18 protein-coding genes and 2 pseudogenes are annotated in these 24,148 nt (G+C 65.8%); 6 read left to right on the top strand and 14 right to left on the bottom strand.

All coding sequences use genetic code 11. From position 1 onward, the window contains the following. Positions 1–36 precede the first annotated feature (36 nt). Both ACN27G_RS03460 and ACN27G_RS03455 read left to right on the top strand, forming a co-directional pair. Positions 37–441, top strand: coding sequence for a hypothetical protein (locus tag ACN27G_RS03460; RefSeq protein WP_421491330.1), 405 nt, complete (start codon positions 37–39; stop codon positions 439–441). A gap of 83 nt (positions 442–524) precedes the next feature. Further along, on the top strand, positions 525–1,601 hold the full coding sequence (locus ACN27G_RS03455) for a hypothetical protein (RefSeq protein ID WP_421491329.1): 1,077 nt from the start codon (positions 525–527) through the stop codon (positions 1,599–1,601). A gap of 182 nt (positions 1,602–1,783) precedes the next feature. Here the strand turns inward: ACN27G_RS03455 and ACN27G_RS03450 are convergent, their stop codons facing one another. The 4 genes from ACN27G_RS03450 to ACN27G_RS03435 form a co-directional block, all read right to left on the bottom strand. After that, positions 1,784–2,398: a class I SAM-dependent methyltransferase gene (locus ACN27G_RS03450; protein ID WP_421491328.1), complete on the bottom strand. Its 615-nt coding sequence runs from the start codon at positions 2,396–2,398 to the stop codon at positions 1,784–1,786. Positions 2,399–2,850: 452 nt separating this feature from the next. Continuing rightward, positions 2,851–3,570 carry a hypothetical protein gene (locus tag ACN27G_RS03445; protein WP_421491327.1) on the bottom strand — a complete coding sequence of 240 codons (720 nt, stop codon included), beginning with the start codon at positions 3,568–3,570 and terminating at the stop codon, positions 2,851–2,853. A gap of 36 nt (positions 3,571–3,606) precedes the next feature. Continuing rightward, complete coding sequence (locus tag ACN27G_RS03440; protein WP_421491326.1) at positions 3,607–3,972, bottom strand: hypothetical protein; 366 nt, start codon at positions 3,970–3,972, stop codon at positions 3,607–3,609. 241 nt (positions 3,973–4,213) lie between these two features. Next, positions 4,214–4,384: a hypothetical protein gene (locus ACN27G_RS03435; RefSeq protein WP_421491325.1), complete on the bottom strand. Its 171-nt coding sequence runs from the start codon at positions 4,382–4,384 to the stop codon at positions 4,214–4,216. 56 nt (positions 4,385–4,440) lie between these two features. Between ACN27G_RS03435 and ACN27G_RS03430 the strand changes: the two genes are divergently transcribed. Both ACN27G_RS03430 and ACN27G_RS03425 read left to right on the top strand, forming a co-directional pair. Further along, complete coding sequence (locus ACN27G_RS03430; RefSeq protein ID WP_421491324.1) at positions 4,441–4,689, top strand: hypothetical protein; 249 nt, start codon at positions 4,441–4,443, stop codon at positions 4,687–4,689. Positions 4,690–4,732: 43 nt separating this feature from the next. Beyond that, entirely contained in the window at positions 4,733–6,805 is a 2,073-nt protein-coding gene (locus tag ACN27G_RS03425) for an NACHT domain-containing protein (RefSeq protein WP_421491323.1), read from the top strand. Positions 6,806–6,928: 123 nt separating this feature from the next. Here the strand turns inward: ACN27G_RS03425 and ACN27G_RS03420 are convergent. From ACN27G_RS03420 to ACN27G_RS03405, 4 genes and pseudogenes are all read right to left on the bottom strand, one after another. Continuing rightward, positions 6,929–7,054 (bottom strand): annotated as a pseudogene (locus tag ACN27G_RS03420) (integrase core domain-containing protein); the annotation flags it as partial. 171 nt (positions 7,055–7,225) lie between these two features. Further along, positions 7,226–8,201: pseudogene (locus ACN27G_RS03415) on the bottom strand (IS1380 family transposase); the annotation flags it as partial. Positions 8,202–8,753: 552 nt separating this feature from the next. Further along, on the bottom strand, positions 8,754–10,967 hold the full coding sequence (locus ACN27G_RS03410) for a hypothetical protein (protein ID WP_421491322.1): 2,214 nt from the start codon (positions 10,965–10,967) through the stop codon (positions 8,754–8,756). Further along, entirely contained in the window at positions 10,967–11,308 is a 342-nt protein-coding gene (locus ACN27G_RS03405) for a DivIVA domain-containing protein (RefSeq protein WP_421491321.1), read from the bottom strand. Before ACN27G_RS03405 ends, ACN27G_RS03410 begins: the two co-directional genes overlap by 1 nt. A gap of 318 nt (positions 11,309–11,626) precedes the next feature. Between ACN27G_RS03405 and ACN27G_RS03400 the strand changes: the two genes are divergently transcribed. Both ACN27G_RS03400 and ACN27G_RS03395 read left to right on the top strand, forming a co-directional pair. After that, a complete protein-coding gene (locus ACN27G_RS03400) occupies positions 11,627–11,845 on the top strand; it encodes a winged helix-turn-helix domain-containing protein (RefSeq protein WP_421491320.1) in 219 nt (72 codons plus the stop codon). Between the two features lie 388 nt (positions 11,846–12,233). Next, positions 12,234–12,812, top strand: coding sequence for an SLATT domain-containing protein (locus ACN27G_RS03395; RefSeq protein ID WP_421491319.1), 579 nt, complete (start codon positions 12,234–12,236; stop codon positions 12,810–12,812). Here ACN27G_RS03395 and ACN27G_RS03390 read toward each other — a convergent pair. From ACN27G_RS03390 to ACN27G_RS03365, 6 genes are all read right to left on the bottom strand, one after another. Continuing rightward, the gene (locus ACN27G_RS03390; protein ID WP_421491318.1) at positions 12,809–13,801 is read right to left on the bottom strand and encodes a hypothetical protein; all 993 of its coding nucleotides are present in this window, start codon (positions 13,799–13,801) and stop codon (positions 12,809–12,811) included. The genes ACN27G_RS03395 and ACN27G_RS03390 overlap by 4 nt on opposite strands. Continuing rightward, entirely contained in the window at positions 13,782–14,873 is a 1,092-nt protein-coding gene (locus tag ACN27G_RS03385) for a nucleoid-associated protein (protein WP_421491317.1), read from the bottom strand. Before ACN27G_RS03385 ends, ACN27G_RS03390 begins: the two co-directional genes overlap by 20 nt. A gap of 290 nt (positions 14,874–15,163) precedes the next feature. Next, positions 15,164–20,101, bottom strand: coding sequence for a class I SAM-dependent DNA methyltransferase (locus tag ACN27G_RS03380; RefSeq protein WP_421491316.1), 4,938 nt, complete (start codon positions 20,099–20,101; stop codon positions 15,164–15,166). Then, positions 20,098–22,506 (bottom strand): helicase-related protein, encoded by a 2,409-nt coding sequence (locus tag ACN27G_RS03375; protein ID WP_421491315.1) that lies wholly within the window; start codon positions 22,504–22,506, stop codon positions 20,098–20,100. The genes ACN27G_RS03380 and ACN27G_RS03375 overlap by 4 nt, the downstream gene beginning before the upstream one ends. Next, positions 22,470–22,919: a hypothetical protein gene (locus ACN27G_RS03370; RefSeq protein WP_421491314.1), complete on the bottom strand. Its 450-nt coding sequence runs from the start codon at positions 22,917–22,919 to the stop codon at positions 22,470–22,472. Before ACN27G_RS03370 ends, ACN27G_RS03375 begins: the two co-directional genes overlap by 37 nt. Positions 22,920–22,986: 67 nt before the next feature. Then, entirely contained in the window at positions 22,987–24,129 is a 1,143-nt protein-coding gene (locus tag ACN27G_RS03365; protein ID WP_421491313.1) for a serine/threonine-protein kinase, read from the bottom strand. Positions 24,130–24,148 lie beyond the last annotated feature (19 nt).

Raw genomic sequence — 24,148 nt, 5'->3', positions numbered from 1 at the left:
TAGAGTTTGGGCTGATCATCGACGGGGGTGATGGTGGTGCCGGAAGATGTCACCGGTGGTGACCTGTACGCGTTGTGGCGGGTCTCCGAGGCCCTGCTGCCCCGCGTCGCGGACGTCTACTACGACTCGAATCGTCTGGTCGCCGGGGCGAGCGGTGCTGCCGGGCTGACCTTCGCGCTGACCATGTGGAACACCCTGCGGGACGAGTTGCAGGACATGTACGCCGAGATCGGCGGCGTGGTGATGGACGGTGCCGCCGCGGTCCGGCAGGCACGATTGGCATACGAGGCGTCCGACGCGCAGGCGGCCGGCGAGTTGCGGAGCATTCTCGCGGATCCCTATCGGAACTCCACCGATCCCGCCGTCGCGCCGCCGGCACCGGGATCCGAGGACGATCCGGGCACGCCGATCCAGGTCGAGGGACCACCCGGCACCTCCTGACCGACAGACACGGCCGATCCCGGGCCGACCGGCGCACGACAGGCGGCAACTGAAGCGGTTGTTCACGGAGGGGCCGAAGACTTGTGGGTAACGCCGACACACCGTCCGCGTACACGAACGCGAACTTCAATCCAGCGCTGACCCAGAAGGCGGAGCGGCTGCGTCAGGAGTTCGTCCGGCAGACCCTGCAGGACATGAACTCCTACCTCGACGCACTCCTGGAGGAATACAACAGGGCCAACCCGGACAGGCCGGCGTTGACCGTCACCTCCGGGGGCTTCTCCGTCATCATCAACGAAGGCCCCGGCCTGCCGAACAGCGAGCGGCTGATCACCGAGGCGGAGATCCGGGAGTGGCAGCACGCGATCGAGCACGAGCACTACGCCTGGGTCGTCCCCACCTTCGAGGGCTATCTGACGCCGGACCCGGACGAGGCCAACTCCGCGATCGACAACCTCGGGAAAATCGCCGAGATATTCGGTGGGGCCGCAACCGAGTCCGGGAAGCTGGGCAACCGTGATCTCGGGCTCACCGGGCTGCAGACCGTCCGCGACCAGATGGAAAATCACTGGGAAGGCTCGTTCCAGCAGACCTTCATCAGCAACTTCGTCGCACCGCTGGAGAACGGGCAGGCATGTCAGGCCGCGGCGGCCCGGATCTCCAAGGAGCTGCTGGAGGCCAACAAGATCAGCAAGATCGCTCAGCGGAAGGCCGTCCTCGACCTGCTGGACAAGGCGATCGCCGCGCTGGGAGATCTCGGCGCGGGCGGCAAGTCCGCCAAGAGCTACGCGTGGAGCACCCTGGTCGGCATCGCCGCCGGCACCCTCATCGCCACCACGGGCGGCATCGCCGCCTGGATCGGCGCGGTGATCATCTCGACCAGCACCCTGGCGCAGGGGCTGGAGGTCGGCAGCGACAAGGAGCCCGTCGAACTCGGCGGCACCACCGCCCAGGACGTCGCCGTGGCGGTGCAGCGGGCGCTGACCAAGCAGAACGAGAAGTTCGTCGAGGACGAGACCAAGGTCGCGGACGCCCTCACCCGGCTACAGCAGGACGTCGCCGCCGCGCGCAAGGTGATCGGCCAGCTCGGGGTGAACCGGCCCGATCTCTACGGCGCCACCCCCACCGACATCCAGCGCGGCCTGACGCCGTCGATCTGACGGTCGTCGCGGTAACGGCTAGGTCTCGTAACGGCAGGCACCGTGGCGGCGACAGAATGACCGGCAAGCGCTCACGCCTGCCGCAGGCTCCCGAGCCTCGACGCCGTCGGCGCTGATGGCCGGCGCCCTCGTCCGGTCCCGGCTCTGCCAAGGCTCCTCACGTAGCTGACACGCCTGCTCTGCTACCGCCTACCGCCGCCCGTCCGCGCTGCGATGGCGGCATATGGCCGATGGGTGCCGTCGCCGGGCCGCCGCAGGCGGTCAACCTCCGTGAAGCCGGCTCGTGCCAGCCGCTCGGAGAACTCGTCGACGGGCCAGCGATAGGCGGTCACCACCTTGTGGTCGAAGGTCTCGACCTCGTCACCCACGAAGATGGCAACCACCATCGTGCCGGCCGGGGCCATGGCTCGGCGGAACTCGGCGAGCACGTCGTCGAGCTCTTTCGGCGGCAGATGGATCAGGGAGCCCCAGGCCAGGATGCCGGCGACGGTGTGGTTGGCAACGGCCAGATTCTCGAACGACCCGAGTTGGTAGCTACCGCTCGGGTGGGCCGCCTGTGCGTGGGCGATGAACTCGGGGACGACGTCGACGCCCGTTGCATCGACGCCCAGCGAGCGAAGGTAGTCGGTGAGATGGCCTGGCCCACAGCCCGCGTCCAGCACCGCGCCAGGTCGGCCCGCCAGGTGTCGCCTGATGAAGGCGAGGTCGTCGGCGTGTACCTGCTGCCTTGTGCCGAAGAGCGCGATGTAGCGCTCCGCAATGGACGCATAAGCCTGCCGGACCTGCTCCACGTGCACCTGGCGACTATAGGGGATCTCGAACCGGCAGAGCGGGTTGCCACGATCGTGATCGTGGCAACCGCGGTCGGCAACATCCGGGCCGCGATCGGCGGGCCGCCGCCTGCCGGTCCGGGCACCGCCCTCGTCCACACCGCCCACCACGCCTCCCACCACCGGATGCGGGCATGATTGGGTAGCGTTCGGCACGTTATAGCCGGCCGATCGCTACCCAATCACGTCGAGCCGTCGCGCCGTGCTTGGGCTGTGCGCCGCGATCCTTGCGTCCGTTGACACAGTCGTGGCCCGGAGGACACCAGATATCGTCGATGTTCACCGTGGCCAAGCGATCCGGTCAGGCCGCCCTGGGGACGTACCATGAGGTCAGGACGGACCTACCAGTCAGCGGAGCAACCGAGCGGTCGATGAAGTCCGCCGCCCCCAGGGTTGGGCGGCGACGGGGGCGGCGCTGGTCAGCCGGTCCCCGGCGCCGGCCGGATGAGCACCCGGACGTCGAGCGCGTCGGCTGGGTAGCCGGCCAGCCGTTGCGCCACCGCCGCCGGGAGGTGCAGCAGGGTCATCGCCAGGCGTAGTTGGTGATCGTTTCCCACCGAACTGCCGAAGGCCAGCAGGATCTCGTCCGGCACCTGCGACCGGATATCGTCGAGAAGCCGCAGGTCCCAACGACTGGGGATCACCTCGATCAGACCTGGGTGATGTGGCGCCAACGCGACTCTGACCGATTCGGGATCGGTGGCCAGGGCGATCCGTCGTCCCGTTTCCTCCTCGGTCCACGCGTCGACCAGAAGCCCTTGCTCGATCAACCGTGTCTCGGCCGGGAGCCGCCGCTCCATCGGAAAATCACGTTCAGCCGACGCCTCTTGTTCGACAGTCCGGCTCCGCCGAGCCGAATCGTCACCACCACCAGCCACCTCCGCCGCCGGGGCAGCCGATCCGGCGCCACCACGGGTAAGGGTGCTGACATGCAGGCGCAGATCCCGTAGCACGCCCGTCACGCTGACCCATCGATCCCCGAATTCCGCGATGTTCGGGCGGGCGCCGTCGAATACGAGGGGGACTCCCACCGCACCGTCCGCGTCTTCGCCAGTTGGCGCCAGAAACGGCTGCCTACCGGCATCGACGAACCGGCCTGCCGCCCGCCCCGGTTGCCCCTCTTCCACGACGAGGGACAACCACGGCGGGTATTCGTCAGAGTCCGTGGGCACGGCTCAGCATAGCGCTGCCGCCGACGCGGCGACCGTCACCGGATCGTGGGGGCGAGCGAGCGAGTCCACCGACCTGACCTGGAGAATCCAACGCCAGAGCGTGCACGGCGGCAGACCGACATTCCGCCGCTGACGTCGCAGGCTACTCAAGCTGATGTTGTAGGTCCTGGAGATGTATTGGCGGCGCGCCTCACAGTTCGCCGCCGAGGTGATGTGGTTGCCGTCCCAGTCGGTCCAGACCGCGAGCGGCGCCACATCTGCCACCGCGCCGGGATTGGTCGGTAAGCCGGCTCCAGTGGCCGCCGATGCGGTTGCCTGCGCGCCCATTGTCAGCGCGAAGCCGACGAGTATGGCGAGGAGACGCCTCATCCGTGACCCCATCCACTCGAAATTGATTGAATTGGATAGAGCTATCTCGCTCGGTCAAGGTGGTCAGGTAGGAGCCGTCGCGGCCGGGTGTCGATGACGCCAGCTTTCTCTCGGGCGCCGGCGCGGCGGAGCTGGTCAGATCAGAGGCCGAGGGCGCCGATGGCGGCGGGCAGGGTGGGCGCGGTGGGCGACCTGGCGTACGTCGTCGCGTTCGCGGAGCCAGACGTGGCAGGTGACGCCGTCATAGTGGACGGCGACGGAGGCGCAGCCCGAGGATGGGCCGGGCCAGCTCGGCCGGGGACGGCACGTCGGGCCGGCGGGCAAGGATGAAGAGCCGGCCGCCGGGTTGGCCCCGGGCGGCCCAGCACAGATATTCGGTCAGCAGGTCGGCGTCGGGTTGGTGCAGGGTCACTGTGCCTTGCGGAGATTGTGGTCGAGCTATGTCACCACCAGCTTCCGGCACCCACCGTGACCAGCGCCATCACGATGAAGCGCCCCAATATCGCTGGCCGCGATGCGCAGCCGAAGGCGTCGGTGCCTGCCGCCACGAAGGGCCGATGCGACCACACGAAGGGCGTTGTGATGCCATCGCGCGTCACCGGATCACTTGCAGCCGGGTGTTACGTTGACAGCGATGTGATCCATTACTGCAGTCAAGATCGTCAGTCGTCCATGTTGCCATGGTTACTCGATCTTTATCGACCAGATTTTTATTGACACACACCTGAACCGTTAGGGAATAATCAACACTATGGGTCGGGTGCAAATTCTGTCGAGCGCTGCAGTTGCGCTTCTCTGCTTCTCTGGCATATGGTGGATGTTCACCGGCCGATCTGCGGACTGGTTGGTCGACAATGCCAACGTTGTTGGCGGTATTGCGAGTGTGGTCGGAGCCTCGCTCGCCGTGATGACCGCCGTAAGTGTACGGAAATCATCAGGCGCATCGTCGGTTGCCACGCGCGGAAAGTTTCAGGACGCACTCGATCACCTTGCCGAGGAAACGCTCAGGTATTGGCGAAACGAAGCAAAAGTTCGCAAGATTACGACACCGGTCCCTGCGGCGGTGCGTTGGAGGTGGGGAGATCATTCGGTGGCACCTCGCCCGGAAAGCCTTGCGGCAATCGTTCCTCAGAAACGTATTGCAATCGGTAGTGCGCGCCCCAATCGCAAACAGAAGCAGGCCTCCGTCCTGACTGCTGGAATCGTGACCCGTTTGCGTGGGGACTTGTACCAGAGGCCACAAGCGCCGAGCCGCATTGTAATACTTGGGGGCGCTGGTGCCGGTAAGACAACGGCAATGCTTCTCCTGCTTATCGACATTCTAGAAAACCACAAAGGCGAAGCGGATATTCCGATACCGATATTGTTGACTTTAAGTAGTTGGAATCCAACAATCTCGACTTTGTCTAACTGGATCGCTCGCGAAATAGTAGAGGATTACCCCGGACTCAGCGCATATGGCGGCCAGCGCACCGTGGAGCGACTGCTACACGCCGGTCGTATTGCCCTCTTTCTGGATGGTCTCGATGAGATGCCTAGCAAAATGCAGGGCCAGGCGATTACTGAGATTGATCGGGTGGGAGCTGGTTTCCGTATTGTCCTGAGTAGCCGAGGAGAGGAATATCAATCTGCCTCTCGAAAGGATCGACTCTGGGGAGCTGCCGTTATCGATCTACTGTCAGTGGAGCCCGAACATGCTCGCGAATTTCTCTTGGCGGAGCAGGTAGGTAATCGCCGCCTCGTCTGGGAGAACTTTACCACTCAATTGGTCGACAATCCTACCAGTGTTACCACTCGAACGTTGCGATCCCCCCTTGCGCTTAGCCTGGCGCGCGACGCATATCGAGATTCTGATCCTAAAATCTTACTCGATACTGAGCTGTACGGCACATCAGAAATGTTGCTACAGCACCTCCTTCGTCAAGTCTTCGTCATAGCTTATCCGTCCGTCAAACAACGTCGGTATGCCACCTATTGGCTAGCGTGGATTGCGTCACGAATGACTGGCAATGACCTGAGGTGGCCAGAGATCGGACTTTGGGTGGTCGGAAACAGGAAGTATCATCCGAACTACCGACATGGGCCCACCATTCACCGAGCTGCAGCAGGTGCGTTGATCGCGACAGCTTTGTCCTGCTTCGTTCCTACTCCTCTCCCGACGCCACTTACCATTTATCTTGCATTTCTCAGTGCGATCGTGGGTGCACTTGCCTGTATACATCTTCCGATTCCTGAAACGTATAGGATTGCAAGACTTAATCTGCGACCGATGACTTCCGGTGAGATCGGAACGGTTCTGGCCGCCGGAGCCGTCACCGGATTCGGCAGCGGCGTGCTTATAGGATCACTGACAAAGTTCTCTTTCGATAACGGATATGGCTTCGGCTTTCTATTGGGATTCGGTATCGGATTCCCTTACGGTGCCATCGTAAAGCTGCTTCGGTTGGTCATCGAGTCGGTACCGTCCGTTAACACATTTGCCTTCATGGAATCATATCGAGCGGACCGCAATCGGGCTCTTGTTGCCGGATTGATCTGCGCTGTAATGCTCTTCCTCCTTTCGGGTTCCATGTATACATTATTGAGCAACTGGAGGGTTGGCCTTATTGTCGCCCTTCCGGTATTCGTGACAACGTTCGCGATAACCGCTAAGGGGCCGAGTCGCACGCTCGCGGTTGCAGAGATCATACTCGCGTTGCGCGGTCGCCGAGTCAAATTCATGACTCTGCTGCAAAAAGCGCACGACCGACAGGTGCTGAGACAGGCGGGGCCGGTGTATCAATTCCGACACGCCTTGCTGCAGGAAATGCTGAAGAGAGAGGGCGCGACGTAGCTATTACGCCGTTGAATGGCTGGGGTCTGTCGTCGGTTCGGGTCTGGTTGATCACGTACGGCGCGTCGGCGTGACCATCAACGATGTTGAGGTTCCCCGGGATGTGGACACCGGATTATGCCGCTACCTGATGCGGCGTAGTCTGGTGTGAGGGGTCCGTTCGTAGGCAGCGGGGCTGAGGTAGCCGAGTGCGGAGTGGCGGCGTCGGTGGTTGTAGAAGGCGATCCACCTGAATACGTCGCGGCGGGCGTCAGCCTCGGATGTCTAGCCTCGATCATTCGCGGCGTTGACGTGTTGGCGCGATCCGCCTGGCTCCATCGCTATGGGTCGATGTTGATGGTGGGCGGGTGTGGTGGTGGGCCGGCTGTCGCGCCGGGTGAGCGTGGTCTCCTGGGGTTGTTGGGGCGGTGGCTGTGGTGGTCAGCCGGGGGCGGGGATGGCCGCGATCCGGGTGAACGCGGCGGTGATCTGGTCGGCCCAGGGCCAGGTGGCTGGGATGCGTAGCCGTCGGCGGCGTTGACCGTGGACCAGACGCGCGGCGGTGTGCAGCACGCGGTAGCGCAGCGTTTTCGGTTCGCAGCGGGCCAGGTCGCCGGTCAGGGCGAGGAGTTGCAGCCAGGCGATCAGGTCGGTGGCGATCGCGGTGAGGGTGCACCATGCCTGGTTGATGGCGAACTCGCGGGACGGCAGCCGGCGCAGGCCGGTGTCCTTGGCGCAGCGGATCCGGTCCTCCACACGGGCGTGGGCGCGGTGGCGGGCCTCCAGCCACTGCTGGGCGCCGAGGGTGGTGTTGGTGACGAACGTGGTGTAACGCCAGCCGTCGCGTTCCTCGAACAGCGTCAGCTGAGCGCCGGGGTGTGGCCGTCCACAGCGGACGATGACCCGCATCCCGGCCGGCCAGCCGGTCAGGGTGAGCAGTCTGGTCACCTCTGCCACGTGCGCGCCGTCGCGGAGGCCACCGTCGGCGTTGATCGCTGGTGTCCAGCCCGTGGTCGGAACCTGGGTGATCGCCTGGCGTTCCGCCTCACCGACGGACCAGCCGATCGAGTACTCGACCGTTCGGCCCCGCTTCGCGTCCTGCGCGGTGAGCCAGTCGAGCACGGCGTGGGTGGCGCCGGCCGAGTCGGCCCGCACCAGCAGATGCCGCCGGTGGGCGGCGGGGACCTGTGTGAACGCCTCAGTCAGCACGTGCAGGTGATCGGCGGCGGTGTTCGCCCCCGCGTTACCCGGCCGGAGCTGGATAGCCAGCATCTCCCCAGTGTTGTCACAGGTGACGAGGAGGGGATGGAACCCGAAAGTGCGTTTGTGGGTCTTGTCCGCCGCCGTCCTTATCACTGTGCGCCGCCAGCAGGGTCGCGTCGACGTCCAGAACCACCACACCAGCGCCGACCTCCCGACGGTGGCGCGAGCGGCCGGCATCCGGGGGGTCGTGCTTGTCGTAGCCGACGTGGTCGGTGTGATTTCACCGTCCAGTGCCGACTCGAGGGCCAGCTTGGTCAACTGCTGCAGTCCACCCTCACCGGTCAGCTTTAGCCCGTCACCACGAGCCCGATCGACCAGCATCGCGATAACTGCTCATCCATGACCGCATCCGCCGGCCTGACGGCCGGCTCCTGCCCCGAGGTGATCTCGGCCGTCACCTGGCGTCTCTCCCTTGATCGGTCGATCAGCCATCATTCGGGTAGTCCCTCTTCGGGTGTGTCTGCGGGCCGCCGGTCCTCGTTTGATCCGACCTCTGCTTCTTTCGGGCTGGTCCCGGCGTCCTGCCCCAGCATGGGAATTGGCGCACCGGTCGCGACCGTGTCGGCGCTCGCCAGTGGTGCGGCTCTCACGATGACGCTCGCAGGTTCGTCGAGATCGGGGACAGGCCGACCGGTCAGAAGAGTAACCGCGCGGTCGATGAAGTCCCCTCCCGCAGGTTGAATGGCAACGCGGAGGCGGCGGTCGGTCAGAGGCCGAGGGCGCCGATGGCGGCGGGCAGGGTGGGCGCGGTGGCGAGCTGGCGTACGTCGTCGCGCTCGCGGAGCCAGACGTGGCAGGTGACGCCGTCGTAGTGCACGGCGACGGGTTGCCCGGGGTGGTGGCGGGCGAGCCGGCGGAGCAGGGGTACGGGGTCGTCGACGACGATCGGGGTCGGAGTTTGTGGCACCGGGATCGCCTCGTCTGGGTTGTCGGGGACGTTGCCGGCGATGGCGAGTTCGAGAAATTCGAGGCAGTGCGCGGTCGCGGCTTCCGGGGTGGAATAGGTGGGCGGGTCGGCCGGGGCGGGCAGTCGACCGGGGACGCTGATGGTGACGTCCCAGCTTTCGCCCTGGATGAGGCGCAGGTCGCCGGCATTGCGGATGTGGTCGGTGAGGGTGATCGTGATCGTCAGGCGCAGTCCGAGGACGAGCCGGACCAGCTCGGCCAGGGGCGGCACGTCGGGCCGTCGGGCCAGCACGAACCGCCGGCCGCCGGGTTGGCCCCGGGCGGCGCAGCGGAGATATTCGGTCAGCGGGTCGGCGTCGGGCCGGTGCAGGGTGACGGTGCCGTCCCGAAGGTCGTGGTCGAGGCCGCCGCCGCCGTCGAGTTCGACCAGGTCTTCCGGTCGTACGCCGAAGTGGTCAGCCCAGCCGGCGAGCCGGAAGTGGTCGGGGAGCTGGTGCAGCGGCTTGCCGCCGGGGTGGGTTGCCACGTGCGGCGCCGGCACCCGCCGGCCGGTCCGCCAGGTCTCCTCCCCCGCCGGCCCGGCCCGGCCGTCGCCGCCGGGTCCGGCCCGATCGGCGGCCCGGCCGGCGGGGTCGTCCTGCCAGGCGAATTCACCGGTACGCCAGCCGGACGCGTCGCTGCGCCAACTGAGGTGTACGACCCGACCGGCCAGATCGGTGATCGTGATAGCCGCCTCGGAGTGGACTCGACGGGTGCCCCGGCAGGTGTAGCAGCGCAGCAGTGACGGGCTGCGGCCGGAGCCGGCGCACTTCGGGCAGTCGGGGTCGGCGCGGTCGGTGCCGAGTCGACAGTCGCAGCGCCGGAGTCGACTGTGCGGGTCGCAGTCGGGGCAGTCGACGTACGGGATGGGCGAGTCCTGCCACGACGGTGCCGGCGGCTCCCAGCCCCGGCGCAGCTTCGTCGCACGCCGGCTGTAGATCTGCCCGGTCGACCACTCGGTGAGCGTTTCCGTGGTCCCGGCGGTACGCAGGCTGGTGTGCCACCAGCGGCCGTCCCGCCAGATCGCCTGCGCCCCGGCGGTCGGGTCGCCGGTGACAAGGTCGAGACAGTCGGCGAGGATCCGCCGTTCGAGCTGGTCCAGGTCGATCGTGGGTGGGTCGGGTGGCGGCTGCCCGATGGCGAGATGGTGGGCGGGGGCGGTCAGGCCGCGCTCCTCCAGGCCGTCGCAGGCGTCGAGGATTGTCGTGGTGCTGATCGCGGCGGTCAGGTCGTCGGCGTAGCCCCGGGCCTCGGACGGGACCGGCCCGCCCGGCACCTCGAACCGGATCGCCCAGGTCAGCCCGTCGGTGGCGATCAGGCGGCGGGCCTCGACCACCAGGTCCAGGCAGAGCAGGTCGGCCAACCGGCAGAGCCGGCCCAGCTCGGCCGCCGCGTCCCGGGACGGAGCTACCGCTGACCGGCCGAGATAGAGCCGCCATGCGTCGGCGCTCTCCCCGGCGATCGCCTCGGCCTCCAACGCCTCCCGGACCGCCGCCGAGTGCTCCGGCCGCCATGCGCGGGGCAGCATGACGAGCGGCCCGTCCGGATCACCGGGCTGGCGGACATCCGTCCACGAGCCGGCGCCGACACCGACGGCGGCGGCCAGGTCGCGGAGCAGCGGGGCGAGCGGCAGATGCCAGCTTCCGCCGCCGTCGCCGGGCCACGGCGCCGGCTCCACCACCCCGGGTACGACGTTTGCCGAGGCCACCGCACCGGTGTCCAGGTTTGCCATGCTGAGCACGAGTTGGGCGCGGCGCCGCCCGGTCTGCCGGCAGGGGTGGCAGGGCCGGCCGACTGTGCCGACCCCGTGACACTCCAGGCAGTCCTGGTACGCCTCACCCGCCGACCGCCGGGCCGGCTCGCTCGCGCTTTCGTCGACCAGGAGGCGGTTGCCGCCGTAGGTGCAGCGGCACGGGTCGAGGGTGAAGGAGAGGCCGTCACACGACCGGCACTGCACCACCGGAGGTCCGGCCATCAGCGCCGCGCCAATCCGTGCGCCGACTGCACCTGCCGGGACTGCCACCGCCGCAACGCGTCCTTGATCCGGGCGTTCTGCTCCCGGACACCGGCCAATTCGGCGTACGCCCTGGCGAGGTCGGCGGCGACTTGCTCCAGGAACTCGGTCACCTCGTCTGGATCGACTCCCCGCCGAGCGAAGCCGACCGGGGTGAACCGGCGCATCCGCACCTGCGACGGCAACAACGGCCGGTACGCCGCCGACCGGTACGCCGCCGACCGGTACGCCGAGCCGAGGCGCCGCAGCGGCTGCCCCTGCCGGCCCTCCCTCCGGAACAACCACCGGAGCAGATCACGCATGACCTCTCACCAGCCTCTCGGGAAACAGGACGTGATGGGGTGGCCCCGGCCCGACCTTCGGGTTGCCACCCCAGCCGGGGCCACCACGCCCCACCGCTGCAGGCGCGGCAACACGTACGGCGGCAGGGCGTGTCAGAAGCCGGGACGGACAACCCGTACAAGCTGCCCGCCCCGACCGGGAGGTGACACCCCAGTGCCATCCGGAGGCGTCGCGACGAACCTACAGTCGGTAGCGGTTGTAGGTCAAGGATTAGGCACAACCGGTTGAGGTTGGAGGTGCATCCGTGATCGAATGGGCATGCCATCCGGGGAGTGTGTATGCCCAAGCAGCAGTACCAGGTGCTCGCAGACGAGCTACGTCAGAAGATCGATTCGGGAGAGTGGCCGCCAGGCACGAAGTTGCCCAGCCGGTCACAGCTCTGTAAGGACTACGGCGTCTCGGACACCGTAGTCGGCAAGGCCATGATGATCCTTCGGGCTACCGGACTGACCGAGACACTCGAGGGCGTCGGCGTCTTTGTAGCCGAACGTGAGTAGGCATCACGGTGACGACACCGAGAGACTGCGGCAGGGGCAAGTCAGTCATGTAAGTGGCGCACATCCGCGACACGGTCGGGTGTCGAGGTCAAGATTGGGCGGAGCACGCCAAGGTACGTGACCGACCTCAATCGATCAGAGAGATCAAAGCGCGGTGAGCCCGTCATCGGCAAGGCCACTGTCGATCTAGGCAATGACCTGCAAGTTCTGCCTCACTTGCGTGGCAAGCCATTACCATCCCGACGGCCAGGGCAGTCTAGGCAACGAGAACCTCGGCGGCCACGGCTGCGCCGTTCTGCTTCTATTCGTTTACCGTTCGATCGACAGGCGGTGAGCACGCCCGCATGTGGCTCCCGCACGCCCTCGTCAGGCAACCATGGAGGACCGAATGCCCAGCATCAAGGAAGTCAAGAGCACACACGCGCAGGATGCTTCGGACGCGTCAGACGAAGAATGGTCACAGGTCGAGGCGCTCTTGCGCACGTGGAAGAGACGCACCCGCGAAGGGCAACACTCGCATCATGGTGCCGGCAAAGCCTATCGGCGAGCACACTACGCGATTGCAGTACCCACCATCGCTCTTACTACAGCATTAGGGACCTCCGCATTGGCGACGATATCCAATGCCGCCCCAGCGAACATGAAAATCGTAACCGGGGTTGTAGGTCTATTGGCCGCCGTCTCGGGTGCTATCCAACTCAATCTGAGACTCCCCGAGCGAGGCGAAAAGCACAAGAATCTGGGCGCCCAATATGGGAACATCCGACGGAGCCTCGAGGCGACCTTGGCGATCCCCAGGAAGGACAGGGGAGACCCAAAGAAAGTGCTGACGGAAATACAGAGCCAGCTTGACCGCATCAGCAACGAAGGAGAAGCCATCTCTGACCGGAGATTCAAAAAGACCGTCCGACAACTGCAGAAATGGGACGAAGAGCGAGGCAGGGCGCTCAGTCAGTTGCCGAACTAGGCGGCCCAGAGATCCTTCATTTGATCCAAAAGATCCTCCGGTATATCCGTCTTTTTCCACAAAGCGGAAATGGCTCTCGGGGCGCTTTCCAAGCGCTCAAATATGGCTATGCTTTCTGGCTGGCTCGCCAGTAGATAGCTTCCTAGTCGACCCGGCTCGCTATTCGGGCCGTAGTCTCTGTAGGTAGCTTCCAGGTCGAGACGTTTACGCTTTGCAAATTCCGCCAGAACATCACAATAATCCGCCTGCACCTCTGGTCTAAGCGTTTGCAGTATCAAGCCCGCAACATCCCGGGTTAGGTGAGCATTGAAGTCAGCGCCACAAAACGCAAGAAAGATGCGCTCAAGCTGCGCAACTAGTTGGTTGAGTTCTCGGTCTGGGTCAGACTTCATCGCCGCCACCGCCCGCTGAACTTCGCTGTCGAAGAGCTCGATGAGCGCGAGTAGACGATACAACGACCGCCTGACACTCTTCGGCAGAGAAATTTCCGGCTTATACAGCAACGAATGCGACATCCGGGACCAAAGGTTAGACGCCTCTGTCCTAATCTGAAACTCGCAGCTCATCGGAGCACCTGCATTCAGGGACAAAGCCAGCACTTCGGGCACGACCATCTGGGCATGGATGCGTGGGTAACGTAGCTGATCTTCCGGTAGATCCTCGTGTCGATCATCAGCTAAGTAACTTGGCTCGCCGAAGAGTTCGCGTAGGATCTGCAAGGTAACGTCGATGTCAAACCCATGCGCGACCACAACACGGACGCCAGCCTTGTCGTATACGTCATCGTATGGATTCTGCACTCGTTTGTCGGTAAGTGCCTTCTTTACAAAGCTACTGACCTCCTTTGCCCTGCTACTTACAAGACAATCTAGCCGTTTGCGGTAAGCTTCATGGCGCACCTCGGCCGCCATGGCTTTTGCAACGCTCTCATATATCGGTCGCTCTTGAACATATCGCAGACGGGCCTCCTCAAGCTTCGACGTCAGCACCTTGGAGTTCTCCTTCTACAGGCGCACTACGGGGACGCCGAGCTCGCGGCTTGGCTTCTCGAGTTTCGCCTGTCAAAGTCACTTGGCTCTGGGTATCGCTCAGCTCTTCGATTTCCACACTGCCGTCCTCAAGTGCAGAAATTGGAAACACTACCGTGATTCCGTTGGAGAAGCCGATCTGCATCTGCTCCAATCTCGACTGCACCTGCGCCGTCGCCTTCTGAAAGAATCGCGGAACACCGCGCGCTCTCAGGAATTGCTCATACCGGTCGGCATCTTCTACCGGATCGAGATGCGTTTCCGCAAATCTGTCCACCGCGATACTATCTCGCTCGCTTTGCATCTCCGCCATTACGGCTATCACGTATCGCGAACGCCGACTTGGCGTTTCGACATGCTTGTTGATCCACTCAAGGCTCTCATCATAGAATCGCCGCGTCAATTCCTCGGGCTCTTCAAGGTGCTGACATCCGAGATAAGCTTCAAGGAAGTACGTGGCCACCTTCCCGCCAGAATTCTGCTTATCCGCAGCCCAACCAGCCAGCGTCCCTGTCGCCGGCTCAGCAAGCGAGAAGAGACCCACCTTGAAGACCTTCGACTTGTTCGTCAAGAACAGATCATTCAGGAATTGCATGTCGAAGACTGTCCGACCATTATCGTCCTTCGGCTGGGCCCGCAGGCCTTTTTCCTGCTCGAACTTGACGATCAATAGCGCTGGCGCGTCCAGAACTAAGCACTGAGCTACCATCAACATTCCAGCCGAGGCATTGCCCTTCTGGACATCGCGCAATAATTCAGCCAGGCGCTTAGAAGCTGGTATCAAATCCGCTGCGGGATCTTGCAGGTAGTTTCGTACCACCTCCGGCACATCGGAATCCGACTTCGGGTCCTCAACCACTTGTCTACCGATGGAGGATAACTGTCCACGAATGCGCCCCTGTAGCTCGCCTCGGACGCCCTCTTGCAGAACGCACAACGCATCGCTTAGCTGTAGCTGATCCCCTCGTCCAGCTTGCGGCACAATGTGCAGCACCACCTCTCGAACTTCGAGCGACCTGAGCGGGTTAGTCATGTCGGCCACCATCCTCAAGAATGTCCAAATCGACTCGTTTGGAGTGAGTTGCCCCTTAGGTTGTCAGTCAGGCAATCATTACGTGCGGTCTCACGTTTAGATATCAGCTACCCGACACTAGGAGGAGCGTTCATAAAGTAGGCCGATTCGACCTCTTGCGCATAAATTTCGCCCACGCATGGCCTGTGGGCCATCGGCCTGGCTCACCACAGGTCGTCGTCATGCCGAAAGCAGGCTCGCTCTAGGCCTCGGGGCACGGCCCGTGTTCCTCTTCACGTTATTACGCATGCTCAGCAATCAGCCTGAGCGCACCCAGCGAGTCGCCGACTGAACTCGGCGTGCGCCTCGCGATACTCGTTCGCCCGATCCGCCTTATAGAACGGTGCCTCGTACCCCTCCGGCACCGGATGTCGCTCCGGATCATTCAAGTGGCTCATCAGCCGCACATAGGCATCGGCCGGTTGCCCCACACCTTGAGCGTAATAGTCACGGGTGACCCTGCGGCCCGCACTATCGAACCACATCGCGGATTCGTAGCCGGCCAACACAGCAAATCTTGACCTATAGATCGATACGAGCTCTTCGGCATCCATGCCAAGCCATACCGAAACAAGCGAATCGATCTCAACGAGGGCCGCGCGTCGCGAACGTTCAGTCCGCAGGGGCGTCGTGTAATCCCAAACCGAGGACACTTCACCCAGTCGAGGAGCTTCAGTCAAATCCTGCCACCGCACAACCCATCCCTCCCGGTCTAACCAACCCGGATCGAACAGCTCACTCCAGAGAGACGAGTAGGCTGAAGTGATACAGTTGAGGCGCAGTGCACGGAGCAGCAATGCCCCGGCCAGGGGATGATCTGGGCTGGGTGCGGGCATCAGGTGAGCATCGTTCACGTCAAGATGGCCACGTCCAGATATTCGCAACGCATAATCGAATGGCAACGAAGCCCAGAACCCCGACTGCAAAGCGGTTTCCAGGTTGGTACGCAGCGCCATTGAGCGAACAGCGTGAATGTGAGCCGGCCCAGGCGGAATTAGTGCGGCAAACAGACTACGTTCGTTGCCAAGGGGGATCATCTCTCGCCATGTCAAGCGGTAGTACTCTGTGTACCTTCGTCCATCCCACGTGTCCTGGGCCTGCTCGTACGTTGCCCGATCTACAGACCTTCTATAGTTGCTACGGGGCACTGCATTAGTAGGACAGTCGACAAGCCACCAACTGTCGTAATCCTTATTGCTCCTGCTTGGAATACGTGGATTCTTAAACAAGGGGGTAGCCACCCCCAGATGGGGACCTTGCAGGATGACTTCGGACCAGTCGTCAGGCTCGAACCCATCCCACTTAATTAGGCCATCAGCCCTCGCATTGCTCTCGTTGTATCCACTACTAATGAAAGGCCTCGAATCAGCGAGGCGTCTACCAGATGCCGCCAAGGCAGAAATTGCACCCTGCTCAGCAGTAGTAACAGGATAGAGCAGCCTCGTCTGCCCTGGAGGAACGTCAGCATCCACCACAAGCATCTGCCACTCAGACAACACTTGATCGTCGATATCAACGAGCCTCGCCGCGTGGGGCCGCAGGTCCCATGATCCGTCTTGCTTTATTCCCGGAAGCTCCCCTTTTCCATCGTGAACGAGCGATTTGCGCAGCGTTTCCGGAGCGAAAAGCCAACTTACATGCGTGAAGCTCGCACGATCACGCGGTTTGCCATAGACGTGAATCCCAAACTGGATTTTCCAGTCGATCTCCGCGAAAATTAGGCGCATATTCTGGAAGTGGGCATGCATCCTAAGAGCACGGTAGGCGGCGGCGCGAAGCGTGCCCTCCTTTGACCCACTAAAGTGTGTGTCCGGATGGACTAGCCCGACAGTCCCACTCCTGGATATATGTCGCCACGTCTGACACATGAATGCGCGATAGAGGTCCGGACGCGTGCCAGCCAACAGCGGATATGTAGATTGATGACCCAGCATGCCAACAATGCCCGTGTTCCCCGTTATTTCTGCAAGGAGGTAGAGGCGACTGGCTTCTTCTTGGAATATGGATAGCTTTCTCGCATTCCACGTCTCCCTTGACGCATTTGTAGTCATGCGAAACCAGGGATTAAGTTCAGCTAACACGACATCTTCTCGCCAATCCAGACGCACCCACGGCGGGTTGCCGACCTGGAGGTCGAAGCCGCCCCTGCCGAACGCCTGCGCGAAGGTCAGTTCCCAGTGAAAGAAGCCCTGCTCTTCGGCGATCCGGGTCGCAGTGTGCAGCCAGGGGAAGCGTTCTTCCAGTCGGGAGGGGTTCTCCATCCCCATTACGCCCTCAAGCCGACCCTCGTACTCGCCCAGCTCTGGCAGAGTCGAGAACTGGCCGGGTAGCGAATCGCCCTGGATGTCGGCCCGCCCGAGCAGCGCCTCGGCAAAGGTGAGCCAGCCGTCCAGGTTCGCCAGCGGCACCGGTCGACGCAACTGTTCGGCGAAGCTCACCTTCCGGGTCCCGGTCGGCCGGCTCGGCATCTTCAACTGCTGCGGTTCGACCGCCCCGAACAGGTCCTGCTTCTCGTACGACACCGGATCGTCGTACGCCGGCACCTCCCGGACGTGCGTGACCTCGACCGGCTCGGCCGGATACACCTCGGCCGACCCGTCGAGCAGCTCAGCGGCGTCCAGCGGCCAGAACCACAGCGCGCACCAGGCGTCCATTACGGTCTTCAACCGCCAGTACGGCGTACCGGCCGCCGTCAGGTCGGCCAGGATCTTCTCCCTGGGCACCGCCCCGTCGGCCGCCGGCAACGGCCGCTCCGGCTCCACCTCCCACACCGCGATGTCCCGTCGGATCTCCCGCTCCGAGATCTCCAGCCGCCGCCCGACCAGCTTCCACAGGAACTCGACCCGCCCGGCCAGCGCCTGCAACCGCGCCACCTGCGACGGCTGTTTCCTCGTCCCCTTGGCCGACGGCACGCGCTTCATCGCCGTACGCCATCGTTTCAGCTTTTCGGTTTCGGCCGGCGCCAGCTCGCGGGCCTCCTTCTCCCCCGCGACCGCGCCCCAGCCGTCGGCCGGAAGCAGGAAGTGGTGGATGGTGCCCGGCTCGATCGCTCCGTCGCGGAACGGTCGGTCCTCCGGCGCCGTGTGCAGCCACGACTTGTCGGCGAGCTGTTCGGGCCGATAGAGCCGCCGCCCGCCACCGATCAGCGAGTTGCCCCGCTTGAGGTGCAGCCCGAACCAGGGTGCCTGCAACCCGGCGTGCATCACGTTCAACCACAACGACACCTCGGCCAGCTCGACCGCGGTCCGGTTCAGGTCGACGCCATAGCAGTTGTGCAGCGCGATGTACGCCTTCACCCGCTGCAACTCCAGGTGATAGTCCTCCGGTTCGAGGGCGGTCTCCAGCTCCTCCTGGCGCCGCCGCAGGTATTCGGCGGCCACCTGGTTGATCGCCTCGTTGAGGAAGGCGCCGGAACCGAGCGCCGGCTCGCAGATCGTCCAGTCCAGCAGGTCCCGGGCGCGCAGCCCGTCGCCAGCCTCCTCGATCCGGTATTTCAGCGCGAGCTGGACGGTGACCTCGGTCAACGACTGCGGGGTGTAGTAGGAGGCGCTGGTCTGCCGGTTTCGCCCGGCAAGCCGATAGACGAACGAGCCCGGCTCGTACGGGATCCGGCTCTTCGCCCCGGTGACCGGGTTTTCCTTCAAGACGAAGACGTCGTCGTCGTAGTCGTCCACCTTCGACTCGGGGATCATCCACGAGCCGTCCTTCGGGTCGCCGTGCTTCGCCACCTCATACAGTCGCTCGGTGGCGACGAACCCGGTGTACGACATCAGCCCCTCGTAGACCGCGCCGAGCTGGTTGATCCCCAACTGGGCGTACGAGATGAAGCCGCCACGCCTCCGCTTGCCGCCCTTGGTGATCATCAGGCGCCGGAGCACCTGATAGAGGGTGCGGTTGCGCAGCCGGGTGTCCAGCCTCGGCCCATCCGGGTCGTCCTCGTCGCTGCCCGGCTGCGGGATCTGCCGGCCGATCAGCCGAATCGCCTCCGGCAGGAACAGGTCGGAGCGCATCGGCTCGAACCGCAGCCCCACATCCTCACTCGTCAGCTCGCCAACCGCCTCGCCCGCCCCGCGCGGCCGGTGCCCCTCGTTGACCATCCGGCAGAGCAGGTCCAGCGACTCGTAGAGGTGGAAGCCCTCCTCGGCCGAGGGCGGCAGCCGCCGCGAGATCAGGTCACCGAGCCGGGCCAGGCTGTAGCCGGAGACGTACTCGGGATCGTTGACCGGCAGCACCCCCAGCTCGGGCCGGGCCTCGGCGTAGAGCAGGAAGAGGATCCGGTAGAGGTAGCGCAGCGCCTCCCGGCTCAGGTCGCGGGCCAGCTCGTCCAGGTCGGCGACCTGCTCCGGCCGGTAGCCGGCCTGGCGGATCCGGTCCAGCACCTCGTTGGCGATCAGCTCGACCGAGGTACGCAGCCCTTCGCGCAGCTCGCCGCTGACCCCGACCGCGTGCTGCCGGGAGCCGGCGACCAGCTCCGCCAGCGGCTCGCTGCCGCCCTCGGCGGGCGGGCGCAGCGAGTCCGCGCCGAAGAGCGCCGCGACGACGTCCAGCTCCCGTTCGTCGTTCCGGCCGTACGCCACGTCGAGGCTGACCGCCAGGTAACGGCCCTCGCCCCAGACGCTCCGGTCGGCGAGGGTGACCACCCCACCGCTCATGATCAGCACATATCGTGGCGGGTCCTCGGCGGCGAAGAGCCAGGAGGCGAGCTTGGCCCCGGTTTCAAGTCGCTCGCCGCCGCCGGTCAGCTCGACCGGGTCGAGCAGCCGCCCCGCCTCGGTCGGGTCCTGGGCGGCGTCGGTGTCGACCGCCCAGCCGCAGTCCAGCGCGACGATGCCGTGCCCGGCGCCGCCGAGCAGCTCGGCGTGCGCGACCGGGATCTCCTGCTCCTGCCCGGCCCGCTCGACCGTGATCGTCTGCCGTTGCGGGTCGCCGAAGCCGAGCGCCTTCAGCAGCTCGAAGTGCAGCTTCCGCAGCCGCTCCGGGTCGAACAGCTCCGGGTCGGCCAGCTCGATTTTCCGGTCGAAGTAGTCGCGCCGGAAGCCGCGCAGCCCGGCCCTCGGCGTCACCCGACCGCCCCGCTCCTGCTCCGCCCACCGCTTGACGAGCCCACCCTTGAGGGTGGTGGGCAGCACCTCGGCCAGGTAGTGCGCCGAAAGATACTCGCCCCGGTTGGTGAGCGACTCGAAACTCATGCCAGCCCCTCCCGGGCGTCGTCGGCGACCAGGACGGCGAGCACCCGCAGCAGCGGCTCGCCGACGGTTTCCAGCCGGGTGACCAGGTCGGTCTGCTCCCGTACGGTGCGGGACACCCGCTGCCGGCGGCGCTCCCGCTGAGCCGGCGCCAGCTCGCCGAAGAGGCTGGCCTGCGCGAAGCGCTCCAGCTTGCGGCGGTGCTCGCGCAGCGGGGCGGCGATCTCGGCGTCCCATTCGGCACGCCGGGCGGCCAGGTCGACCCGGGCCGCGTCGGCGGCGGCCGGGACCAGCGCTTCGAGGCGGTCGAGCGGGACGGGCCGGCCCGGGTTGGCCATGTCCGGCCCGACCTTCGCGTCGGCCAGCGCGTCGAGCATCGGGCCGACCTTTGGCGCGTCCGGCAGCCCGGAGACCGCCATCCACTCCACCACCGTCGGCTGGCCGAGCCGGTTGCAGTAGACGCCCTGGACCAGGAAGACCGGCTCCGGCACCGCCGCCGTCAGCACCAGCGCCTGCTGCCGGCCGAGCCGGGACAGCACCTTGTCGACAAGCCATTCCACCATCGGATGGACGTCGCTGAGGAAGGCGATCTCCGGCCACGCCGGTGTCGTCGACTGCCGGGCCTCGTCCAGTTTCCGCTGGGCGAGCCGCCGGTCGACGGTCACCTTCAACCGCAGCTCCTCCCCCTCGGCATGCGCCCGCAGATAGGACCGGGGCAGGTCGCCGAGCCGGTGCACCAGGTCGGCCGGGGCGAGGAACGACATCAGCTCCTCCTCCCGGCGCAGCCCGATCCGGTCGTCGGGCCGGTCGTCGTAGAGCTCGGCGAGCGCGGTGTCGACGAAGTCGCCGGTCGCGGCGAAGAGCCTCGGCACCTGCACCCGCTCCGGCTCCGCGCCGACCGGCGCCTCGCCCACCGCCGCCATCAGGTCGGCGAGCACGTCGACCTCGGCGGCACCGGCGGCGTACGACTCGTCGACCGTCTTGCCCTCCAGCAGGTCCCGGACCAGCCGGTCCTCCTCCAGCCGGGCGTCGTACTGGCCGGTCATCGCCTCGACGCTGCCGAGGCTGCGGTGCGCCGCTTCCTCCCGGTCGAGCAGCTTCTCCGCCACCGTCCGGTCGTCCTTGGCGCCCGGCACGTTCGAGGTGAGGATCAGCGCCCGGAACTGCGGCTCGTGCCGCTGGCCGTACCTGTCGATCCGGCCGTTGCGCTGCTCGATCCGGATCAGGCTCCACGGGATGTCGTAGTGCACCAGGTGGTGGCACTGCTGGTGCAGGTTGACCCCCTCGGAGGCGACGTCGCCGGTGAAGAGCAGCCGGACCCCGCTGCCGGCCAGCTCGAACTCCTGCAACACCTGCTGTTCCTCGGTGTCGGTGAGCCCGCCGTGCAGGACGCGTACCGCCGAGGGTTTCAGGCCGAGCCGGCGCGGCACCACCTCGGCCAGCCACTTCAGTGTCGGCACCCGCTCGGAGAAGACGACCGCCCGGACCGGGCTGCCCGGCCCGACGCCGATCTCGTCACGCAGCACCTCGACCAGCGTGGCCAGCTTGCCGGAGTCGTCGTCGGTGATCGCCGCGGTCAGCTCCGCGAGCCGGTCCAACGCCATCCGCTCCCGACCCGCCGCCTTCGCCGACCGGTTCCGCACCGTCGCGGCGAGCGCGACGTGCGAGGAGAGGAAGGACTTCAACAGGGTGTACGGGAAGAGCCGCTCCTGCCCCCGGATCGGCCCGTCGGTCCACTCGCCGGCCAACCACACCTCGGTCAGCTCGGCGAAGATCCGCTCCTCGGCGTCGCTGGCCGGGCAGTGCAGGGCCCGGGACGGCCCACGGTCGGCCCAGCGGGTGCCGATCTGGTCCCGTACCTCCGGGCTGATCTTCGTCCGGCGCAGGTAGAGGTGGGCGATGTCCGCCGCCGAATAGTCGTCGGGGTCGGTGATCGCGGTCGGGTCGAGCAGCGAGATCAGCTCGGCGAAGGACCGCTTGTCGCCGTTGTGCGGGGTGGCGCTGGCCAGCAGCAGCGCGTCGGTCCGGGCGGCGAGCCGGCGGGCCAGCTCGTTGCGCTTGGTGCCCTTGTTGATCAGGTTGTGTGACTCGTCGATCACCACCGCGTCCCACTCGATCGCGTCGAGGTGGTGCCCGAACTGGCCGGCGTCCTTGAGGGTGTCGACCGAGATGATCGCCCGCTTGAAGTAGGTGAACGGGTTCCGCCCGGCCGGGATCTCCTGCTGGATCCGCTGGATGCCGGTCGAGTCCAGCCGCACCAGCGGGATCGCGAACCGCGTCCACAGCTCCCGCTGGAACTGTTCGAGGACCTGCTGCGGCGAGACCACCAGGATCCGGTCACCCCGACCGCGCCGGATCAGCTCGGCCAGAATCAGCCCGATCTCCAGGGTCTTGCCGAGCCCGACCACGTCGGCGAGCAGGATCCGGGCCGCAGCCCGGCCAGTGCCAGCTCCGCCGGCCGCTGCTGGTAGGTCAGCGGATCCAGCAGGAACCGGTCGGCCAGTGCCAGGCCGCGCTCCGACTGCGCCAACGGGGTACGCCGGAGCACCGCCTCCAGGAACAGCCGGCTGCGCCGGAACCGTGCCGAGGTGTCCTGGACGAGTCTGGTCTCCTCCGGCACCATCGCCCGGATCTCGTCCAGCTCGGAGAAGAACGTCGCCTCGACGTCCTGGACGAACTCGGAGACTCCGACGGCCTTGACCAGCATCGTGCCGTCCCGGACCGGCCGGGCGGTCCGGACCAGCCATTCCTCGTCGCGGACCAGGATGCGTGAGCCGGGCGCGTACTGCGGGGTGGCGGAAGCAGCGGGCGGAGGCGTCATGGGTGGGGGCGTCCTTCGCGGGGAGGGATTCTGCTGTTGTCAGGGGGACGCGGCTCTCGCGGTGTGGTCAGAGGGTGCCGCGTCGGGCGTACTGCTGGCGCAGCCGGTCGGTCAGCCAGCCCACCTCGGCCCGTGGCCGGTCCGGCGGGTCCGGGTCGACAAGCGTCGTCGGCAGGCGCCGGGGCGGGTCGGGGTCGAACTGGGTGTCCGGCCCGCCGTCCGCACGGCTGCCGGCGGCGTCGTCGTCACCGTCGTCGCTGCCGCCGTCGCCCGTGGTCACGTCCTCCGGGTCCTGGATCGGGTCGGCGAACTCCGGCGGCACCATGATCTCGGTGCTGCCGTCGAAGGTCAGCTCGCCGACCCGGCGCCGCATCTCGATCACGGGTACGCCACCGGAGGTGGCGACCGCGAGCAGCCGGGTGCGTACCACGGAGAGGCTGGGCCGGGCGGACGGATCGTGCGCCAGCATCGCCCCGAGCAGCGGCGCCACCTCGGCCGGCACGCCGGAGAGATCCGGCAGCACGTCCGGGTCGGTGATCTGGAGCAGCAACCCGTGCACCCCACCGGCGGCGGCATAGAGGTGGTGCCCGGTGAGCGCGAAGACCAGCGTCGCGGCCAGCCCGTAGATGTCCGAGCCGGCGGCCTGGCCCCGCTCGCCGTTGATCCGCTCCGGCGACATGTAGTGCGGAGACCCGACCACCGCACCCGGGTCGGTCAGGTAGTCACCCCGCTCGGTGAGGACCGCCAGGCCGAAGTCGATGAGCACCGGCCCGTCCCGGCCGAGGATGATGTTCTGCGGTTTCAGGTCCCGGTGCACCAGACCGGCCTGGTGCACCCGGTCCAGGCCGTCGGCGAGCATCGCCCCGATCATCGCCACCAGCGGCAGCGGCAGCGGATCGTGCTGCTCGACGTGCTGCGACAGGGTCGAGCCGGGCACGTATTCGACCGCCAGCCAGGCGGGATCGCCGAGCGGGTCGGCGGCCTCCAGGCGGGCGACCCGCGACCCCCAGACGACCCGCAGGCTCTCCACCTCGGCCGCGAACCGCTTCCGGATCGTCGGATCGGTGAGCAGATGCTGCCGGATCACCTTCACCGCGACCCGGTCCGCCGTCGGCGACACACCAAAGTAGACGTCGCCCATCCCACCCGACCCGAGCGGGCGGACGAGCCGGTAGTCGCCTATCTGCTGGAACGCGGGTGCCACAGTCACGTGCCGGATCGCCTCCCCT

The organism is Plantactinospora sp. WMMB334, assembly GCF_049179095.1.
Classification (GTDB): domain Bacteria; phylum Actinomycetota; class Actinomycetes; order Mycobacteriales; family Micromonosporaceae; genus Plantactinospora.
The sequence above is the reverse complement of the archived record's forward strand: the minus strand, read 5'-3'. Positions and strand labels throughout refer to the sequence as shown.